Below are 19,104 nucleotides of genomic sequence, written 5' to 3'. Positions count from 1 at the left end.
CCTGTCAGTGCGGCGGCCCGATTATCATGGGGGAGTGAATGAGTCGCTGCCGCCGTGCCCCGAATGTGCCAGTCCCTACGCCTATGAGATGGGTGCGCTCCTGGTCTGTCCGGAATGCGGCCACGAGTGGGCCGCCGGGGCAACGTCCGACGTCGGCGAGCCGGGGCCGCGTGTCATCAAGGATGCGGTGGGCAACGTCCTCGCGGACGGCGACACCGTGACGGTGGTCAAGGACCTGAAGATCAAAGGCAGCTCCGGCGTGATCAAGGTGGGAACCAAGGTCCGCGGGATCAGGCTCATCGACGGCGTGGGAGACCACGACATCGACTGCAAAGTGGACGGTGTGGGCCCCATGCAGCTGAAATCCTCCGTGGTGAAGAAGGTCTAGCGGAACCCGGCCTGCAGACATGGACAAAGTAACCACGGACGTTGTGGTCATCGGCGCAGGGCAGGCGGGACTCTCGGCGGCCTACCACCTGAAGCGCAGGGGAGTGGGGTACAGGATCCTCGACGCCGAACAGGGCCCGGGCGGTGCATGGCGGCACCGCTGGAAAACCCTCATCATGGAAACGGTCAACGGCATCAGTGACCTCCCCGGAATCGCCAAACCCGATGTTGATCCCGCGGAACCCAGCTCCGAGTTCCTGAGCAGGTACTTCGACGCCTACGAACGGGAGCTCGGGATCCACGTCCTGCGCCCGGTCAAGGTCACCTCAGTTGCCAGGGAGGACACGGATCCGGCCGGGAGGCTTCTGGTCAGCTCCGACCGGGGTGCCTGCTCAGCCAAAGCGGTCATCAACGCCACGGGCACCTGGACCAGGCCCTTCTGGCCCATCTACCCCGGCCGCGCCACGTTCCGGGGGCGGCAGTTGCATGTTGCTGACTACGTCTCCGCCGAGGAATTCCGCGGAAAGCACGTCATCGTGGTGGGCGGCGGGATTTCCGCCGTCGGGCTGCTGGATGAGATTTCCCAGGTGACCGCCACCAGCTGGTTCACCCGGCGCGAGCCCGAGTGGCGGGACGCCACCTTCGACGCCCAGGCGGGGCACGACGCCGTCGCCCTCGTGGAAGAACGCGTCCGGCAGGGACTGCCCCCGCAGAGCGTCGTGGCCGTCACCGGCCTGATCTGGACGCCCGCCCTGCGGGCTGCGCAAAAGCGCGGCGCGCTGGACCGGCAGCCCATGTTTACGTCCATAGAGCCCGACGGCGTCCGGCTCACCGACGGCAGTCTCCTCCGGGCAGACGTGATCCTGTGGGCCACCGGATTCCGCGCGGAGCTCGAACACCTCGCGCCGCTTCACCTCAGGGGACCCGGCGGCGGGATCGCGATGGACGGAACCCAGGTGGTAGCCGAACCGCGCGTGCACCTGGTGGGCTACGGCCCGTCGTCGTCCACCATCGGCGCGAACCGCGCGGGCAGGGCGGCCGTTGCCGCCATCCTGAAGCTGCCCGCGTTTCAGCAGTGACAGCCCAACCACCCAGCAGACCCGCAAACGGCAGGAACCACGTGGCAGAGAACAGCCTTGAGGACATCTTCGGCATGCTCAGGCGATACCCGGATGTTGAGGCACCCAACCTGCAGGCCTGGGATGCCACGGACAAGCTCCTGCTTGACGCCGCGGCCGGCCGGGTAGGTCCGGAAATCCGCCTGGCAGTCATCGGCGACCGCTACGGCGCCCTCACCCTGGGCGCCTTGGCGTCCCTCGGTGTCCGGCGGGTCCGTGTCCACGAGGACCTCATCACGGGTGAACGTGCCCTGCGGAACAACGCAAGCGCCCTGGGGCTGGCCGGCTATGAGCAGCTGCCGCTGGGGGAGCAATTGCTTGCCGGCGCCGGGCTGGTGCTGCTGCAATTGCCCCGGACCCTGGCGGAACTCGAAGAAATCGCCGAAGCCGTGGCCCGGTACGCCGACCCGGATGTTGTGCTCATCGCCGGCGGCCGGGTCAAGCACATGTCGCTGGGGATGAACGCCGTCCTGGAGCGCCACTTCCGGACCGTACAGCCTCAACTGGCCCGGCAGAAGTCCCGGCTCATCATTGCCGGCGGGGCCAGGCAGGCCTCTGCGGATACGGCCGGGGAGGCGGACGCACGAAGCCCCCACGCCGCCGTCGGACACGCCGCCGTCGGGCGCCCGGCCGTTGGACATCCCGCCGTCGAACACCTTGCCGAGCTGGACCTTGACGTAGCCGCGCACGGCGCGGTCTTCGCCGGAACCAAGCTGGACATAGGCACCAGGTTCCTCCTGACATTCCTGCCGGAGATGCCGGCGGCCCGGCATGCCGTGGATCTGGGGTGCGGCACCGGGATCCTCGCGGCCATGTACGCACGGCAGAATCCCGAAAGCCGGGTTACGGCCACGGACCGCTCGGCCGCCGCCGTCGCCTCGGCGGAAGCCACTGCCCGGGCCAACGGCCTCGCGGACCGGATCACCGCGCTGCAGGATGACGCCATGAGCACACTGCCGGCGGCCAGCGCCGATCTTGTCCTGCTGAACCCGCCGTTCCACCTGGGCGCCAGCGTCCACGCCGGGGCCGGCATCAAGCTGTTTGAGGCGGCCGCCAGAGTCCTCGCCCCCGGTGGCCAGTTGTGGACAGTCTTCAACCGGCACCTGCAGTATCTCCCGGCACTGGAGCGGCTGGTCGGCCCCACGACGGTCAGGGGCAACAACCCGAAATTCACGGTGGCTGTCAGCACCAGGCGGGCGTAGCCGTCCGGCCGCGTCGTTGCCTGCCTCCGGCTCTGGGCGTGCGTCAGGCGGTAACGTACCATTCAGACATCATCAGTACCCGGCCGCAAACTATAGGGGAGACCGTGTCAGAACTACGCCAGCCCTCGGCTCCACGGCGCGGGACCAACCTGCCGCGCATGGGGGACTTTAACCTCACGGTAATCCTCGATGCCATCCGCCGTTCCTCGGGCGGCCTGAGCCGTGTGGAACTCGCCCAGATCGTGGGCCTCTCGCCGCAGACCATCTCCAACATCTCGCGCCGCCTGCTGGACCAGCACCTGATTGTGGAAGCCGGAAAGGAAGGCAGCGGCCCGGGCAAACCGCGCACCATGCTGCGCCTCAATCCGGCGGGCATGTATGCCGTGGGCGTCCACCTGGACCCCGCCGTGACCACTTTTGTGGTTTTGGACCTCGTCGGTGCAGTGGTGCAGCACTCCCGCATCAAGACCCCTGGCGGCAATGATCCCGCCGCCGTGATTGCCACCATGGCCACCAAAATCGGTGAGCTGGTTGCCGATTCCGGTGTGGACGTGACCAAGATCGCCGGCTTGGGCCTGGCTGCGCCCGGACCGATCGACCTGGACAACGGCACCGTGGTTGACCCGCCCCTGCTGCCGGGCTGGGACCGCGTTGAACTCCGTGACGCCCTGGCCAAGGCCACCGGCTACTCCGTCCTGGTGGACAAGGACGTCACCAGCGCCGCCGTCGCTGAAACCTGGGCCGGCGGCCCCAGCGGCGCGGGCAGCTTCGTGTTTATGTACATGGGCACCGGCATCGGCTGCGGCATCGTGCTCAACGATGAAGTGGTGCGGGGAACCTCGGGGAATGCCGGCGAAATCGGCCATATAGTGGTGGATCCGGATGGCCCGGTTTGTGACTGCGGCCTCCGGGGCTGTGTAAAATCGTCCGTTATTCCGAAGGTGCTGGTGGCGGAAGCCGTCGCGGCCGGAATCCTTGACGGTTCCGCGGACCACAACAGCGGCGCCGAGGTGCAGCAGAGCTTCGCACAGTTATGTGACCTCGCCGACGCCGGCGATGAGAAGGCGCTGGCCATCATCGACAAGTCCGCTGTCCTCGTGGCCCGGGCCGTCTCGGTAGTCACCAACACGCTTGATGTGGAAAGGGTGGTGTTCGGCGGCCCGTTCTGGAGCAGGATCGCGGACCGCTACCTTGAGAAGATCCCGGCCCTGGTGGATGCCAACAGCGCGGCCCGCCTGATCCACACCATAGAGGTTGTGGGCACGGGAGTGGGCGAGGACGTGGGCGCCGTTGGAGCTGCCTGCCTGGTCCTCGAGCACACCCTGGCGCCCCGGGCGCAGCGGCTTCTCCTGGAAGTCTAGCCAGGGCTCCTTGCCTGCGGCAGGAGCCCCATCTAGCATGTGCATATCGCCGCGGCTGGGGGCCCGCAGTTACAAGGGACGGCAGCCATTATTTGAATGGAGCATCATGCGTCCTCGGGCCTTGAAAATTTTGTCAGTGTTTGCCGCTGTGGCCATGGCGCTGGCTGCCTGTTCACCGGCCGCCCCTCAAGCGGAAACCAAAACCCTCAAGGTGGTCTACCAGAAGACGGACTCCTTCAGCGCACTGGACACTCTCTTCCAGTCCGCCAAGCAGGAATTTGAGGCCGCCCATCAGGGTGTCACTGTTGCGTTGGAACCCATCCAGGCGAACGACGACGATTACGGAACCAAACTTGCTCTGGCCCTCCGCTCAGCCTCCACCGCCCCGGACGTTTTCTACGAGGACACCTTCAAGGTGCGCTCCGACGTCGATGCCGGGTACCTCCTGAAACTGGACAGTCTTCTCGACGGGTGGAAGGACTGGGACTCGTTTGAGGATGGCGCCAAGGCGGCAGGACTGGGGGACGACGGCGGCACGTACGCGGTCCCGCTGGGCACCGACACCCGGGCCATCTGGTACAACAAGAAAGTCCTCACCGCCGCCGGCATCAGTGTCCCGTGGGAACCCCGCACCTGGCAGGATATCCTGGACACGGCGCGGAAGATCAAGGCCGGCAACCCCGCAGTGGTGCCGTTCAACATGTATGCCGGCAAGGCCACCGGTGAAGGCACCGTAATGCAAAGCTTCTATGAGCTGCTGTACGGAACCGGGGCCGAACTCTACGACGCCAATGCCAAAAAGTGGGTGCTGGGTTCGCAGGGCTTCACGGATTCGCTGGCCTTCCTCAAAACCCTCTACGACGAAAAGCTGGCTGTTTCGCCGGCCGAGGCGCTCGACGCAAATGTGTGGAAGAAGGTCTTCGGGGAGTGGCTCCCGCAGGGCAAAATGGCCGCCACGGTGGAAGGCTCCTATACGCCCTCCTTCTGGCAGAAAGGCGGCAGCTACGAGTGGCCCGACTACGGTCAGGACATGGGCGTGGCCGCATTTCCCACCCAGAAAGGCCAGGCGCCCGGCGGGGTCAGCATGTCCGGCGGGTGGACGCTCGCGGTCGGGGCCGCGACCAAGGATCCCCAACTGGCGTTCGACTTCCTTTCCGCCGCCTTGAACCAGAAGAACTCCCTGGCCTTCAACATCGCAAGCTCCCAGATCGCAGTCCGCAAGGACGTTGCCTCCGACGCCGCCTATCAGGCGGCCAACCCGTTTGTGAAGGACGTGTCCCAACTCGTGTCCGTCACGCACTACCGCCCCGCCACAGCCGACTACCCACGGATCTCGGCAGCTGTCCAGGAGGCAACCGAGGCTGTGATCACGGGCGCGAAATCCCCTGAGCAGGCCGCCGCAGAGTACGACTCGGCGGTGAAGGGCATCGTAGGTGACGCCAAAACCGTCGTGAAGTAGCTTGTGGCAATGTCCACGTCCCCGCGGCAGCGCGCCGTCAGCCGGGTTCATCCGCTGCTCCGGCGGCGGGCGCGGCTGCTCCCGGTGATCCCGGCCGTGCTGCTCCTGCTGGTGTTCCTGGCCGGACCGGTCCTGTGGGCCTTCCACGCCTCGTTCACCAACGCCGCCCTGACCGGCCGCAATGCCCGCAGTCCCGGCTGGGTGGGGTTGGAGAACTACCAGCGCCTTTTCACCGATCCGGTCCTGCCCCTGTCCCTTGCCTTGACCGTTATCTTCGTCGCGGGCTCAGCCATCGTGGGCCAGAACGTCCTGGGACTGGCCATCGCCGTCCTGATGCGGCGGGCGCGCCGGCCGGTGACCGCCGTCGTCGGAACCGCAGTGGTGGCCGCCTGGGTACTGCCGGAAATCGTGGCGGCGTTCGCCGCGTACGCTTACTTCAGCCGCGACGGGACGCTGAACCAGTTACTGGGTTCCGTGGGCCTGGGCCGTCCCGACTGGCTGTATTCATTCCCCATGGTGGCCATCATGCTTGCCAACATCTGGCGCGGCACGGCCTTTTCCATGCTGGTGTACCGGGCCGCCCTGGACGAAGTTCCCGGCGAGGTCACGGAGGCCGCGCTGATGGACGGTGCCGGCGGCTGGCAGCGGCTGGCCTACGTGACCCTCCCCATGATCAGGGGCAGCATCGCCACCAACCTGATGCTCATCACCCTGCAGACCCTCGCCGTCTTCACCCTCATCTGGGTCATGACGGCGGGCGGCCCTGCCAATGCCAGCACCACCCTTCCGGTGCTGGCTTACCAGGAGGCATTCAAGTTTGGTGACATCGGCTATGGGACGGCCGTGGCGTCCGTCCTGATCCTGATCGGCCTGGTTTTCGGTGCAGCCTATGTCCGCCTCCTCCGGGAGTCCAAGCCATGACGACGCCGGTGCGGGGCACCGCCGGGAGCAGGCGGCGGACGGCAGGCGGTGCGGTGTCGCGGGCACAGCAGCGCGCCCGGGTCCCGGCGGACGCTGCCCTGATCCTGATTGGTGCCTGCTTTGTCCTGCCCCTGCTGTGGCTGGTGCTCGCTTCCGTGGATGCCTCAGCCGGGCACGAGGCAAGGCTCCCGCGCGAGGTCTCCCTGGCCAATTTCACCGCGATCATGACGCCCGGGCTGCTCTTCCAGCCACTGTGGAACAGCATGGTCCTGTCCGCAGGAACTGCTGCCGTCAACCTCGCAGCGGCCGTCCTGGCCGCGTATCCGCTCTCCCGGTACCAGTCCCGGTTCAACCGCCCGTTCCTGTATACGATCCTGTTCGGCACGTGCCTGCCGATAACGGCCATCATGGTCCCGGTCTACGGGCTGTTCGTTCAACTGGACCTGTTGGATTCGATGCCCGCCACGATTTTCTTTATGGCCACCACCACCCTGCCCATGGCGATCTGGATGACGAAGAACTTCATGGATGCCGTGCCGCTATCACTGGAGGAGGCAGCCTGGGTGGACGGAGCCTCCGGACTCACGGCGCTGCGGACCATTGTGCTTCCCCTGATGCGGCAGGGGCTGGGCGTGGTGTTCATCTTTGTGTTCATCCAGGCCTGGGGAAACTTCTTTGTCCCCTTCGTGCTGCTGCTGACCGAAGCGCGGCAGCCCGCGGCCGTGTCGATCTTCAGCTTCTTCGGACAGCACGGGGCTGTGGCCTACGGGCAGTTGGCCGCTTTTTCCATCCTGTATTCAGTGCCGGTCCTGGCCCTCTACGTCGTGGTGGCCCGCGGCGCGGGCAGCTCCTTCGCCCTGTCAGGTGCCGTGAAAGGCTAGCGCGGCCCCCACGCGCAAGTCCCTGCGGTCAGTCAATGTCCTCCACGACAGTCCCGAACGGGATGGCGTCGTCCAAATGGGCCTGGTGGCCGTGCGGCAGGTTGAGTACCCGCACGCCGTGGGACTTATCCGCTGCCGACTGCATCAGGATGGGCCGCACGGTGTTGACGAAACTCTCGCTTTTGCCTGCGAGATACTCCTGGTAACTGGCTGGTAGCTCAATCATTCCAACAGAATAGACCCGAGGGACCTGCCATGGGGAGGGGTCCCCATTGCAGGCCGGACACCGGGTGGCTTGGATAGGATGGCGGGCGGAGAGCCGCCGTGCGGCCACACAGCAGACCGCAGTCACCAGGCATCAGCCATCAGGGGGAGATCCATTGCTTCAGACCAGTTCGCCCGCACGAATCGAACCGGCGGAACTGGCCCGGGCACAGCAGGTGGCCGCCAACATTTCCCGCAGCTTCGACGCCAAGGTGGTGGGCCAGGAACGGCTTCGGGAGTCCCTGCTGGTGGGCCTCTTCACCGGCGGCCACATCCTGCTCGAAAGCGTTCCGGGGCTGGCCAAAACCACGGCGGCCCAGACCGTGGCCGAGGCCGTCAGCGCGGACTTCCGGCGGATCCAGTGCACCCCGGACCTGCTGCCGAGCGACATCGTGGGCACACAGATCTATGACGCCGCGAAGGGTACTTTCATCACGCAGCTCGGGCCGGTGCACGCCAACATTGTCCTGCTCGATGAGATCAACCGCTCCAGCGCCAAGACACAGAGCGCCATGCTCGAAGCTATGCAGGAACGGCAGACCTCCATCGGGGGCCAAGAATACAGGCTGCCCTCGCCGTTCCTGGTGCTCGCCACGCAGAACCCGATCGAGCAGGAAGGCACATACCAGCTGCCGGAAGCCCAAATGGACCGCTTTATGCTCAAGGATGTGCTGGATTACCCGTCGCCCGCCGAGGAAACGGAGATCCTCCGGCGCATTGACGCCGGGGTGTTCACGGCGGAGCAGAAACCGGCGGCCGCGGCTTCCCTGGACGCCGTGGCCGGCGTGCAGGAAGTGGCCCGCCGGATCTATATCGACCCCGCCATCATCAACTACATCGTGGGCCTGGTGTTTGTCACCCGCAACGCCGTGCAGTACATCGACCGCCGCCTCGCCGGCTTCATTGAATTCGGCGCCAGCCCCCGCGCCAGCATTGCCTTCAGCCAGGCCGCCCGGGCCGTGGCACTCCTGAGCGGCAGGGACCACGTGATTCCGGAGGACGTGAAATCGCTCGCCCACCGCGTCCTGCGGCACCGCCTGATCCTGGGGTTCGACGCCGTTGCAGAACAGGTTCCCGTGGAGGCGGTCATTGACGCCGTCGTGGCGTCCGTCCAGACTCCCTGAGCCGCACAGTGACCAGCCTCCTGACGCGGGTGAAGTCGAAGATGTCCATCTTCGCCCACCGCCAAGCCCGCGGCATGCTCGACGGCGAGTACGGTTCGGTGTTCCGCGGCCGCAGCCTCGACTTTGACGATCTCCGGGCCTACGTCCCGGGCGACGACGTCCGCGACATCGACTGGAAAGCGTCCGCCCGGCACGGGTCGCCGCTCATCAAACGGTATGTGGCGGTGCGGCGGCAGACCGTTCTGCTGGTCACGGATACCGGCCGGAACATGGCGGCCGAGGCTCGCGACGGCGAACCCAAAAAAGACGTCGCCGTCATGGCCCTCGGGGTGGTGGGCTACCTCGCGCAGCGGCACGGTGACGTGGTGGGCCTGGTCTGCGGGGACAGTCAGCGCACGCACGCCATCCCGGCGAAGGCCGGCGAAGCCCACCTGGAACGGCTCCTGCGGAAGATCGATTCCGCCCCCACCCTGGACGCGGGGCCCAGCCGGATCGAGGCGCAGCTGGATCACGTGGCACGCACGGTGAAGGGCAGGTTCCTGCTGTTCGTCGTAGCGGACGAAGTCGCTGCCGGCCCGGACCTCGAACAGCTGCTGCGCCGGCTGCGTGCCCAGCACGAAATCCTCTGGCTCACGATCCGCGACGCGAACCTCGCCGGGGAAGGCGACTCCGGCCAGGACGCCTTCAGCGTGGCGGACTCCTCGGCGCTGATGGCACACCTGGCCGCATCCCCGGCGGTCGCCGAAGCGTACGCCAAGGCAGCGGGGGAGCGGGATGCCGGCAGGCAGGCCATGTTCCGCCGCGCAGGCATCAGTGAAGGCCGCGTGACCGGCACCAGCATGGTAATGACTGAACTGTTCGCCCTCCTGGAAAGGCACCGGCGTGCAGGCTGATCCCGGACTCATCGGACCCCTCCAGTACAGCCAGGGCTGGATGTGGGCGGGCATTGCCCTCCTCGCGCTCGCCCTGGGCTGGTACTGCTTCGTGTTCCTCAGCACCCGCCAACGGCGGAGACCCGCCCCGCCTGCCCGGTTCACCGCGCCGTCGGACCTTCCTGCACTCAAGCAGGCCTACCTGCACCGGATCGACGCCGTGGCCGCCGGTGCCGCCGACGGCTCGCTGACTTACCGCGAATCGCACCAGGAGCTGAGCCTGCTGGTCCGCAGCTTCGTCCGCGACGTCACCGGTGTGGACGCCCCCAGGATGACCCTTGCCGAGCTGCGCGGGCACCCGCTTCCCGGCATCGCCGAGGCCGTCGGAAGGACCTACCCCGGCGAGTTCGGGCCCGAACCCCTGCCCCCCCTCCTGGAATCGGCAGAGCAGGCCCGGCAGGCGGTGTGGCAATGGAACTGACGTTCTGGTGGGTGATTCCGCTCGCGCTGCTGCTGGCGGCCGTGGCTTTCTGGCGCACGTTCCGCGCGGACCCGCGGGCAGACGCACGACGGCGGCCGGTGGCCCATGCGGACCGCCTTACCGCCCTGCCTGAATACCAGGCGGCCCTCCGGCGCCACCGCCGCTGGCTCGCCGTGGCGGCGCTCGCGGCAGGGACCTTGCTGGTGTCCGCTGTGGCCGCGGCGGCGCGCCCCGTTGAACTGACCACCATCCGGCCCGAACAGCGGAACCGGGACATCATGCTGTGCCTGGACAGTTCCGGCTCGATGAGCAGTGCAGACTCGGCCGTCGTGGAGATCTTTGGTGTCCTGGCGAAGGAATTCGACGGCGAAAGGATTGGCCTCACCATTTTCGACAGCAGCGCGGTGCAGGTCTTTCCGCTGACCGATGACTACGACTATGTGCAGGAACAGCTCAAGCTGGCCAAGGCCGCCTTCGACGGAGACCCGGGCAGCGCGGGCTTCCTGGATGGCACCTGGAGCGGCCGGGGATCCTCGCTGATCGGCGATGGCCTGGCGTCCTGCGTCAAGGGGTTCCCCGCCGCGAATTCCGCTGCGAATTCTGCGGCGGATTCCGGCACTGGTGCTGGCACCGGTGCCGCCACGGGCGGCGCCGGAAGCAGCCCGGACCCTGCCGCCCAGCGATCCCGGTCCGTCATTCTTGCCACCGACAACTACTTGTCAGGTGACCCGATCTTCACCCTCGAACAGGCGAGCGCCCTGGCCCGGGATCGTGGCGTCCGGGTATACGCGTTGAATCCCGGCGACTTCGACTACGGTCCCGGCCCGGGCCAGCCCGCTGCCCGGCTGCGGGCCACAGCTGAAGCCGGCGGCGGTGCGTACTATGCGCTGAACAGCCCGGATGCCGTGGCGGACATCGTCCGCCGGGTGCAGGCCACGGAAGCAGCCGCAATGCAGGGTGCGCCGCGCGCCGTGGTTTCGGACCTGCCCGACCTTCCCCTGACGGTGGCGCTCCTGTCCGGGCTGGTCCTGGCCGGCGCGTCCTGGCGGTTGCGGCCATGACCCTGCAGCCCGTCCTTCCCTGGTGGCTGATGGCCACACTCTTTGCCGCCGCCGGGCTGTTCCTGGCCTGGCGGCTGGTCCTGGCGTTCCGGGGGCGCGGCGCCGGACGCGACCCCGGACGCGACCGCTACGCCGGGGGCGACCGCCGCGAATTCCATGACTGGCTGCTGAGGAGCGGCCTGGTGCTGCTGCTCCTGGCCGCCGCGCTCAGGCCCGGAATTCCCGGCGGCGGTGCCCAGGCCGCTACGGCGGACGTGAATGTCTTCTTTGTGGTGGACACCAGCAGCAGCATCGTTGCCGAAGACTACGGCAACCACTCACCACGGTTGGATGGTGTCAGGCAGGACATCATGGCCATCGCCGGTGAACTGGCCGGCGCCCGTTTTTCCCTCCTGACGTTCGACAGCAACGCCGTTGTCCGCATGCCCCTCACCACGGACACGTCCGCACTGGACACCGCCGCCGCGGTCCTGCAGCCTCAGGTGACAGCCTTTTCCAAGGGGAGCAGCATCACTGCCGCCGGAAAGCTCCTGGTTGAGCGGCTGCGATCCGCGCGCGACAGCCACCCCGAACGGCCCCGCCTGGTCTATTACCTGGGCGACGGGGAACAGACCAGCGCCACGGCGCCCGAAGCCATCAAGGTTGACGCCGGCCTGGTCAACGGGGGCGCTGTCCTGGGCTACGGCACACCGGAAGGCGGGCGGATGAAGGAGAACACCGGGCCGCGGTCCGCCGCTGACGGCGGGCCGGCCTACATCCAGGACCGGACCTCAGGAAAGGGCGGGGACGCGCTGTCCGTCATCGACGAAGGCAGGCTGCAGTGGATCGCCCGCCAGTTGGGGGTTCCCTACGTCCACCGTTCGGCCGGTGCGCCGGTGGCGCCGATGATGCAGGCAGCAGATCCCGGCGCGCTCGAGCGGGATCCGGGCCAATTGGGGCTTGACGGGCGGACTGAGCTCTATTGGATCTTCGCCCTGGGAGCGTTCCTGCTGGGACTGCGGGAGTCGGTACTGTTGCTGCGCCACTGGCGGCGGCTTCCGCCTGCACGCTTAAGTCCGGACGCGGCGCGGCCCCTGGCGGAGGCACGGAAATGAATCATCCGGCACAGGCACCCCCGAGTTCCCGATCCTCCGGCGGCCCGTCCGTACATCGCGATTCCCCGGGGAACCAGTCCCCGCGGGACCGGCTGCAGCGCCGCCGTCGGCTGCTCCGGTGGTCCCTCCTGCCGGTCCTGCTCATGCTCTGCCTGGCCGCCAAGCTGCTCAGCGTAGGGGTATTCGCCGGAACGGCCGGCAGCGCCTTCGAAGCCGGCAATTCCGGCGCACTGGCGGATGCCGCCGCGGGGCTGCGCATCGCCAACTTCACCGAACCGCACAAGGCGCCCCTCGCGGCCGGCGACGGCCTGTTCCTCGCCGGGGACTACGCCGGAGCGCGCCGCAGCTTCGAGGAAGCCCTGCAGCTGGCGGGTCAGACCGACGGCTGCGTCATCCGGGTCAATCTGGCCCTGAGCATCGAACGCCTCGGTGATGCCAAGGCCATGGCGGGGGACCCGGCTGCGGCTGCCCGGCTCTTCGCCGAGGGCCTTGCGGTAGTGGAGGGAGCCCCGGCCGGTTGCTTCGACTCCAGCGCCGGCGGCAGCGCCGGTGCCGCGGCGGACAAGCTGAAGCAGGCCGGGGAACGGCTGACGCGGAAGGGCGAAGCGGCCGCCGGCGCCTTGGCTCCTGGGCCTGGCACCCACTCCGGGGAGCCCGCGCAGCCGGCCGAACCGGGGACCCAGAGCCAGCTCGACCAGCTCAACGAGAGCAGCCGCCAGGCCCAGGGCCAGCGGAACGCCGGGCAGGAGCGGGATGAGTACCTTCGGGACGATAACTTCGGCAGCGGGGCGGAACGGCCGTGGTAGGCGAAGAAAATTCTGCACGGTCACGAAACAAGGCGTAAAGCTGCGTCTTAATTCGGTGATGAACTTGAACCGGGTCCTGCCGGCTCCTAGAGTTCTATACAAGTTACCGAGGTAACGTGTCAGCGATCCTCCTTTCTGGAGGGTGTGGGTGCCCCCATGTGGGCCTGACATTTGCTCACGGAGAACTTCGTGTCAGGCGTATCAGTCGCGGCTGCGTCCCTGTGAAGTTTTTTCGTGTTCCCCAAACTCAATTCATTGCCGGCTTATGGTCACGTCTTGCTGACCGGACACCGCCAATGGCCCAAAGCCAAGGACGCAAATGTCACCGCCAAGCCTTATCGAAACACCTCCCAATCTCTCCGAGACTGCCCCTGTGGCCCTCTCCTATGAGCTGTTCCCGCCGCGTTCGCCCGCTGCTGCGGAGTCGCTCTGGACCACCATCCGGGAACTGGAAACCACTGAGCCGGACTATGTCTCCGTCACCTACGGTGCCAGCGGATCCAACCGGGACACCGCCGTCGAACTCATCAACCGAATCGTTCTGGACACCACCCTCCGGCCGCTGGCCCACCTGACCTGCGTGGGCAACACGCCGGACGAACTGGCTGAGATCATCGGGGACCTGCTGGACAACGGGGTGCGCGGCATCCTGGCGCTCAGGGGCGACCGTCCCCAGGACGGCGAACCGCCGGTTGCCGGTTCGCTGCGCTACGCGCAGGACCTGATCGAACTCATCCGCCGCGTGGAACAGCGGCGATCGGCGCTGCTGTGCGCCGGCAAGATCGCCATTGGCGTGGCCGCCTACCCCACGCGGCACCCGGAGTCACCCAGCGAGGCCCATGACGTGGAAGTCCTGCTCGCCAAGCAGCGGTCGGGCGCCGACTTCGCCATCACGCAGGTCTACTTCCGCACCGAGCAGTACGCGGACCTCGTCAGCCGGGCACGCCGCGCCGGCGTCACCATCCCCATCATCCCGGGCGTCATGCCGCTGACCAGCCTGCGGCGCGTCACCCGCCTGGGTGAACTGGCCGGCGTGGAGCCGTCACCGGAACTCCTGGCCCGCCTGGCCGCTGCCGAGACCGAGGCCGAACGTCTTCGCATCGGCGTCCGGGCCACCGTGGACCTGGCCAACGCGGCCCTCGACGCCGGTGCGCCCGGCATCCACCTGTACACCTTCAATGAACATGTGAGCGCACTCGAGGTGCTGGACAAACTGGCACTTCCGCGCCATGTACGTTCCGTGGGCCGCCGCAGCGCCGCTGTCCGGCCCACCGCCGCACGGCACCCCCAGCTGGCCAGCTGACCGCCGGCACTTTCAGACTCCCTCACAGCTCCAACCTTCAAGGAATCTCCCATGACTGATCAGAACACTTCCGCCACCCCTTTTCCGGCCGCTTCCCTCCTGGGCTACCCGCGCATCGGACGCCGCCGCGAGCTCAAGAAAGCCGTGGAGGCCTACTGGGCCGGCACGATTGACGCAGCGGCACTGGACGCAGCCGCCAAGGACATCCAGCTGACCATCGCCAAGCGCCTGCAGGACCTCGGCCTCACCGAGGCCGCCGCCGTTCCCGGCACCTTCTCTTACTACGACCAGGTACTGGACGCCACCGCCCACCTCGGCGCAGTGCCCGCCCGTTTCGGCAAGCTCCTCAATGCCGACGGCCAGCTGGACATCGACGGCTACTTCACCTTGGCCCGCGGCACCAAGGACCAGCAGCCGCTGGAAATGACCAAGTGGTTCGACACCAACTACCACTACCTAGTCCCGGAGATCGGCCCGGAAACGGAGTTCAGCCTCGCCTCCAACCGCATCGTTGAGGAATTCGAATTCGCCTTGGCCAACGGCATCGAGACCCGCCCCTACATCGTGGGCCCGGTGACGTACCTGCTGCTTTCCAAGGCATCCGACGACGCTCCGGCCGGATTCGCGCCGTTGTCCCGCCTCGAGGACGTCCTTCCCGTGTATGTCCAGCTGCTCGAGAAGCTCGCCGCCGCAGGTGCCAGCTGGATCCAGCTCGACGAGCCCGCCCCGGTAGTTGACCAGGACACCCCGGCCGCCGAAATCGAAGCCGCCGTCGCCCGTGCCTACGAAGTCCTCAGCGCCGCGGCCAGCCGCCCGCAGATCCTCGTCTCCACCCCTTACGGTGCGCTGGACGGACAGCTCGGCACACTGGCCGCCACCAACATCGACGCCCTGCACATCGACGCCTTCAAGGGCGCCGTTCCTTCCGCAGCGGCACTCGCGGGCCTCGGCAACAAGACCCTGGTTGCGGGCGTCGTGGACGGCCACAACATCTGGCGCAACGACCTCGCGGCCTCCGCCGCCAAGCTGGACGAACTGAAGGCTGCGGCCGGAAAGCTCGCAGTGAGCACGTCCACCTCCACCCAGCACGTCCCGCACGACATCACCGAAGAGGGCCAGCTCACGGCGGAGCTCCGCAGCTGGCTGGCGTTCGCCGACCAGAAGGCGGTTGAGGTCAGGACCCTCGCGGACTATCTGGCCGATCCGGCTTCCGCCCAGGCAGCCATCGATGAGGCCTCGGCCGTCATCGCCGCCCGCGCCACCGCGGAAGGCGTTCGCCGCAACGATGTCCGCGCCCGCACCGGGGCCCTGACCGCCGCGGACTTCAGCCGCTCGGACTATGCGGTCCGTGAAGCCGCCCAGGAAAAGGCCCTGCACCTGCCGCCGCTGCCCACCACCACGATTGGATCCTTCCCCCAGACCGCGGAGATCCGTTCGGCCCGTGCCCGCAACAACAAGGGCGATCTCACCAACGCGCAGTACGAACAGCTCATGAAGGACGAGATTAAGCGCGTGGTGGAGCTGCAGGAAGAACTCGGCTACGACGTACTGGTCCACGGCGAGCCCGAGCGCAATGACATGGTGCAGTACTTCGCCGAGAACCTCGAAGGCTTCGACGTAACCGTCCACGGCTGGGTCCAGTCCTACGGTTCACGCTGCACCCGGCCGTCCATCCTGTGGGGTGACGTCACCCGCAGCGCGCCCATCACGGTGAAGTGGGCCGAGTACGCCCAGTCGCTGACCAACAAGCCCATGAAGGGCATGCTCACCGGTCCCGTCACCATCCTGGCCTGGTCCTTCGTCCGCGACGACCAGCCGCTGGGCGAGACCGCCAACCAGGTTGGCCTGGCGCTGCGCGACGAAATCGCCGACCTCGAAGCCGCTGGGATCAAGGTCATCCAGGTGGACGAGCCAGCACTGCGCGAACTCCTGCCCCTGCGCAGGGCTGACCACGCCGCCTACCTGAAGTGGTCCGTGGACTCCTTCCGTCTGGCCACCGCCGGTGCTTCCGATGCCACGCAGATCCACACCCACCTCTGCTATTCGGAGTTCGGCGTGATCATCGACGCGATCGACGGACTCGACGCCGATGTCACGTCCATCGAAGCCGCCCGCTCACGCATGGAGGTTGTCCACGACCTTGAGTCCCATGGCTTCGGACGCGGTGTCGGGCCCGGCGTCTACGACATCCACTCGCCCCGCGTTCCCGGCGAAGCTGAAGTCACCGAACTGCTGGCCACCGCCGTGAAGCATGTTCCGTCCCGCCAGCTCTGGGTCAACCCGGACTGCGGCCTGAAGACCCGCGGCTACGCCGAGACGGAAGAGTCCCTGCGCAACCTGGTCAAGGCCACCAAGACGGTCCGCGCCGGGCTGCTCACTACGGCCAAGTAGGGTTCCAGCCCAAAAACCGGGCAAAGCTCGACGGCGGCCGGTCACCGTGGGTGACCGGCCGCCGTCGTGCGTCTATTCACTGAGTGCTCCTCAAGTGCCCCGCTGAGTCCGCCGCCGTCAAGAAGGCACTTTCGGAGCGTTCGCTGGCATCCGCAGGGCACTGACGAGCAGCCACACCGTCCAGGCGACGGTCACCACAATCCCGACCAGGGTGGGCCATGCGTTGGCGGCCGCGAAACCGGACGCTCCGATGATCCAGCCCTGGACCAGGTAAGCCACCCCGGACAGTCCCATGAGGTAACCGATGAATGGCGACACGTGCCGTGTCGCCGCCACCACGATGCCAAAGAGGACCAAGGCGGCTCCCAGCAGGAAGCTCTGGTAACTGCGCATGCCCCACTCGAGCCAGCGGATGCCTTCGGCGGTGGCGAAGCGCATGGATTTCTCGGGTTCGGCGGCGCCAGCCCATGCATCAACGGCGTGTTTAAGGGCAACACCGTCCACCGCCTGGAGCGCGGCGTAAAGTGCCAGGGCGATGGCCGCGGACAGGGCTCCGAAGCGGGCCGTCACGGAGAGCAGGCCGGGCCGGACAACGAGTGCGGGCAACAGGACAAACAACCCGCCGATCACCAGCGCCATGCCAACAAACTGGACCAGATGCACCAGGGTCCAGATCCCGCTCGCGGCATATGCCTCAAAGGACGCCACGTGGTCATTGGCGTCAGGGGATTCGGCATGGAACAAGCCAGCCGTCAGGGAAACCACCACGCCGGCAAACAACAACTCCGCCGCCAGCCGCCATCGCCTGCGCTTGTCCATAGCTAATGGTGGAAACGGGTCGGGCACCGCGGTAGGGCTAAAAGTCCCCCATCGAAAGGGGTCAGGACTCCCAGACGATTTCGTCGTCCACAACGCCGTCCTCGTCAGCCGAAGCAACCAGCACCTCGTCCGTAAAGTGGGCGCCGAGGGTGAAATCAAGGACAAAGTACCGTTCAGGCTGGCCCGGATAGATGCCCACGTGGCCGAGTTTGAGGGCTTTGAGGAACACGTCGGGAGTGAGCTGGCTGCGCTCCTGGACGCCGAAGATTTTCTGCAGTGTCTCCCGCTTCAGGGCGCTGCAATGGAAATTGAGGTATTCCTGCGGGCTGGTGCCTTCCTGCCCCAGCTCTTCGGCGATCATCTCCCGGACTTCGTCCACCAGCTCAGGAAGGAAGCGGAGCCGGTAGTCCACCTTGTGCATGGCGGCTTCGTCGAAATGGTCATGGGCATCGATGTTCAGGTCGAGTTCCAGCGTTTGGCCCCCGAGCTCATGTCTGGCAGCGATGTTGTGGTCCCTGCCGTGGTTGAGCTCGATTTCTCCAAAGTGCTGGCTCGCTACCCTGTTCATACCTTCAACATAGACCCGAAGTGCCGTGCATTCCAGCGTTCGCGGCTATTTCCCCGCCGTACCAAGGCCCGCCAGGGTATCGGCGAGCAGGTCCACAAACAGCTGCACCCGTGCCGTCTTTTTCTCGTTAAGGAGCAGCGCGAAGACGTTGCGGGCCAGCCGGATCTCCGGCACGTCCAGCACCACAACGCCGGTGGGCCGGCTCCGCAGCGCCAGCTCCGGCACCAGCGCGGCACCCAGCCCGGCAGCAGCCATTTCCAGGCTCGCGTGGAAATCGTCACTGCGTGCCACCACACGCGGGTGCAGGTTGCAGCCGGCAAAGAGCCGGTCGATCACCACGGCATCGGGACTTCCGGGATGGTGCATGATCCACGGCAGTTCGGACAGGTGGTCGGCAGCCACTTTCGCCTCTGCCCCGAACCCCCAGCCGGCCGGCAGCACCACCCGGAAGTTGTCGTCACCGATCCACTGCCTGTTGAGGGTTTCCGGCCACGCGGGCCCGGACTGGCCCACCTGAAAGACCAGTGCCAGATCAAGGTCGCCCCCGGAACGCAGTCCGTGGATGGCCTGCGACGGCTCGGCCACGGACACCCTGAGATCAATGCCGAGGTCCTTCCATGCAGGGTTCTTCAGGATGCGGGGCAGGACGTAGGTGGCCAGGCTGGGGAAGATGCCCAGCCTGAGTTCCTGGCTGGAGCTGTCCTGGGTTTTGGCGGCGGCGGCCATCAGGGCCTCGATGTCGGTCAGCACCTTGGCGGCGTGGCGGGTCATGACCACTGCGGCTTCGGTGGGAACCACGCTGCGGGCCGAGCGCTGGAAGAGGATCACGCCGGCCTCCCGTTCCAGGGCGGACATCTGCTGGGAGACCGCCGAGGCCGTGTAGCCCAGGCGCGCCGCGGCAGCTGCGAACGAACCCAGCCGGGTAACCTCGAGGAGGGTCTTCAGATGTACGGGATTGAGCACCTGCCCACACTACTGCTGCCGGCTCGCTG

19 protein-coding genes are annotated in these 19,104 nt (G+C 66.9%); 15 read left to right on the top strand and 4 right to left on the bottom strand.

Annotated features, from left to right (window positions below):
* Positions 1-34 precede the first annotated feature (34 nt).
* The 7 genes from NQJ30_RS08720 (at position 35) to NQJ30_RS08690 (ending at position 7,329) form a co-directional block, all read left to right on the top strand.
* Positions 35-388, top strand: coding sequence for a zinc ribbon domain-containing protein YjdM (locus NQJ30_RS08720; protein WP_255769496.1), 354 nt, complete (start codon positions 35-37; stop codon positions 386-388).
* A gap of 19 nt (positions 389-407) precedes the next feature.
* Complete coding sequence (locus NQJ30_RS08715) at positions 408-1,466, top strand: FAD-dependent oxidoreductase (protein WP_255769495.1); 1,059 nt, start codon at positions 408-410, stop codon at positions 1,464-1,466.
* 41 nt (positions 1,467-1,507) lie between these two features.
* Positions 1,508-2,707 (top strand): class I SAM-dependent methyltransferase, encoded by a 1,200-nt coding sequence (locus NQJ30_RS08710; RefSeq protein ID WP_255769494.1) that lies wholly within the window; start codon positions 1,508-1,510, stop codon positions 2,705-2,707.
* 158 nt (positions 2,708-2,865) lie between these two features.
* Positions 2,866-4,068 (top strand): ROK family transcriptional regulator, encoded by a 1,203-nt coding sequence (locus NQJ30_RS08705; protein ID WP_255769571.1) that lies wholly within the window; start codon positions 2,866-2,868, stop codon positions 4,066-4,068.
* Positions 4,069-4,174: 106 nt separating this feature from the next.
* Positions 4,175-5,527 (top strand): extracellular solute-binding protein, encoded by a 1,353-nt coding sequence (locus tag NQJ30_RS08700; RefSeq protein ID WP_255769493.1) that lies wholly within the window; start codon positions 4,175-4,177, stop codon positions 5,525-5,527.
* A gap of 9 nt (positions 5,528-5,536) precedes the next feature.
* Positions 5,537-6,448: a carbohydrate ABC transporter permease gene (locus NQJ30_RS08695; protein ID WP_255769492.1), complete on the top strand. Its 912-nt coding sequence runs from the start codon at positions 5,537-5,539 to the stop codon at positions 6,446-6,448.
* The gene (locus tag NQJ30_RS08690) at positions 6,445-7,329 is read left to right on the top strand and encodes a carbohydrate ABC transporter permease (RefSeq protein WP_255769491.1); all 885 of its coding nucleotides are present in this window, start codon (positions 6,445-6,447) and stop codon (positions 7,327-7,329) included. The genes NQJ30_RS08695 and NQJ30_RS08690 overlap by 4 nt, the downstream gene beginning before the upstream one ends.
* Before the next feature lie 28 nt (positions 7,330-7,357).
* On the opposite strand, the gene NQJ30_RS08685 is transcribed toward NQJ30_RS08690, so the two are convergent.
* Positions 7,358-7,555: a hypothetical protein gene (locus tag NQJ30_RS08685; RefSeq protein ID WP_255769490.1), complete on the bottom strand. Its 198-nt coding sequence runs from the start codon at positions 7,553-7,555 to the stop codon at positions 7,358-7,360.
* A 154-nt stretch (positions 7,556-7,709) separates the two neighbouring features.
* Between NQJ30_RS08685 and NQJ30_RS08680 the strand changes: the two genes are divergently transcribed.
* From NQJ30_RS08680 to metE, 8 genes are all read left to right on the top strand, one after another.
* Positions 7,710-8,717 carry an AAA family ATPase gene (locus tag NQJ30_RS08680; RefSeq protein ID WP_255769489.1) on the top strand — a complete coding sequence of 336 codons (1,008 nt, stop codon included), beginning with the start codon at positions 7,710-7,712 and terminating at the stop codon, positions 8,715-8,717.
* Positions 8,718-8,725: 8 nt separating this feature from the next.
* On the top strand, positions 8,726-9,610 hold the full coding sequence (locus tag NQJ30_RS08675) for a DUF58 domain-containing protein (RefSeq protein WP_255769488.1): 885 nt from the start codon (positions 8,726-8,728) through the stop codon (positions 9,608-9,610).
* Entirely contained in the window at positions 9,600-10,070 is a 471-nt protein-coding gene (locus tag NQJ30_RS08670; RefSeq protein WP_255769487.1) for a hypothetical protein, read from the top strand. The genes NQJ30_RS08675 and NQJ30_RS08670 overlap by 11 nt, the downstream gene beginning before the upstream one ends.
* The gene (locus NQJ30_RS08665; protein ID WP_255769569.1) at positions 10,061-11,131 is read left to right on the top strand and encodes a VWA domain-containing protein; all 1,071 of its coding nucleotides are present in this window, start codon (positions 10,061-10,063) and stop codon (positions 11,129-11,131) included. The genes NQJ30_RS08670 and NQJ30_RS08665 overlap by 10 nt, the downstream gene beginning before the upstream one ends.
* The gene (locus NQJ30_RS08660; RefSeq protein WP_255769486.1) at positions 11,128-12,225 is read left to right on the top strand and encodes a vWA domain-containing protein; all 1,098 of its coding nucleotides are present in this window, start codon (positions 11,128-11,130) and stop codon (positions 12,223-12,225) included. The genes NQJ30_RS08665 and NQJ30_RS08660 overlap by 4 nt, the downstream gene beginning before the upstream one ends.
* On the top strand, positions 12,222-13,031 hold the full coding sequence (locus tag NQJ30_RS08655; RefSeq protein WP_255769485.1) for a hypothetical protein: 810 nt from the start codon (positions 12,222-12,224) through the stop codon (positions 13,029-13,031). Before NQJ30_RS08660 ends, NQJ30_RS08655 begins: the two co-directional genes overlap by 4 nt.
* A 319-nt stretch (positions 13,032-13,350) precedes the next feature.
* Positions 13,351-14,334, top strand: a complete 984-nt coding sequence (locus NQJ30_RS08650; protein WP_255769484.1) for a methylenetetrahydrofolate reductase — start codon at positions 13,351-13,353, stop codon at positions 14,332-14,334.
* A 51-nt stretch (positions 14,335-14,385) separates the two neighbouring features.
* Positions 14,386-16,725 carry a 5-methyltetrahydropteroyltriglutamate--homocysteine S-methyltransferase gene (metE, locus tag NQJ30_RS08645; RefSeq protein WP_255769483.1) on the top strand — a complete coding sequence of 780 codons (2,340 nt, stop codon included), beginning with the start codon at positions 14,386-14,388 and terminating at the stop codon, positions 16,723-16,725.
* Positions 16,726-16,842: 117 nt separating this feature from the next.
* Here the strand turns inward: metE and NQJ30_RS08640 are convergent, their stop codons facing one another.
* The 3 genes from NQJ30_RS08640 to NQJ30_RS08630 all read right to left on the bottom strand — a co-directional run bounded on the left by NQJ30_RS08640 (position 16,843) and on the right by NQJ30_RS08630 (position 19,075).
* Positions 16,843-17,544, bottom strand: coding sequence for a hypothetical protein (locus tag NQJ30_RS08640; protein WP_255769481.1), 702 nt, complete (start codon positions 17,542-17,544; stop codon positions 16,843-16,845).
* A gap of 61 nt (positions 17,545-17,605) precedes the next feature.
* Complete coding sequence (locus tag NQJ30_RS08635; protein ID WP_255769480.1) at positions 17,606-18,112, bottom strand: DUF2004 domain-containing protein; 507 nt, start codon at positions 18,110-18,112, stop codon at positions 17,606-17,608.
* 45 nt (positions 18,113-18,157) lie between these two features.
* Complete coding sequence (locus NQJ30_RS08630) at positions 18,158-19,075, bottom strand: LysR family transcriptional regulator (protein ID WP_255769479.1); 918 nt, start codon at positions 19,073-19,075, stop codon at positions 18,158-18,160.
* Between the last annotated feature and the right edge of the window lie 29 nt (positions 19,076-19,104).

Source organism: Pseudarthrobacter sulfonivorans, from assembly GCF_024391045.1.
GTDB lineage: Bacteria > Actinomycetota > Actinomycetes > Actinomycetales > Micrococcaceae > Arthrobacter > Arthrobacter sulfonivorans_B.
The sequence above is the reverse complement of the archived record's forward strand: the minus strand, read 5'-3'. Positions and strand labels throughout refer to the sequence as shown.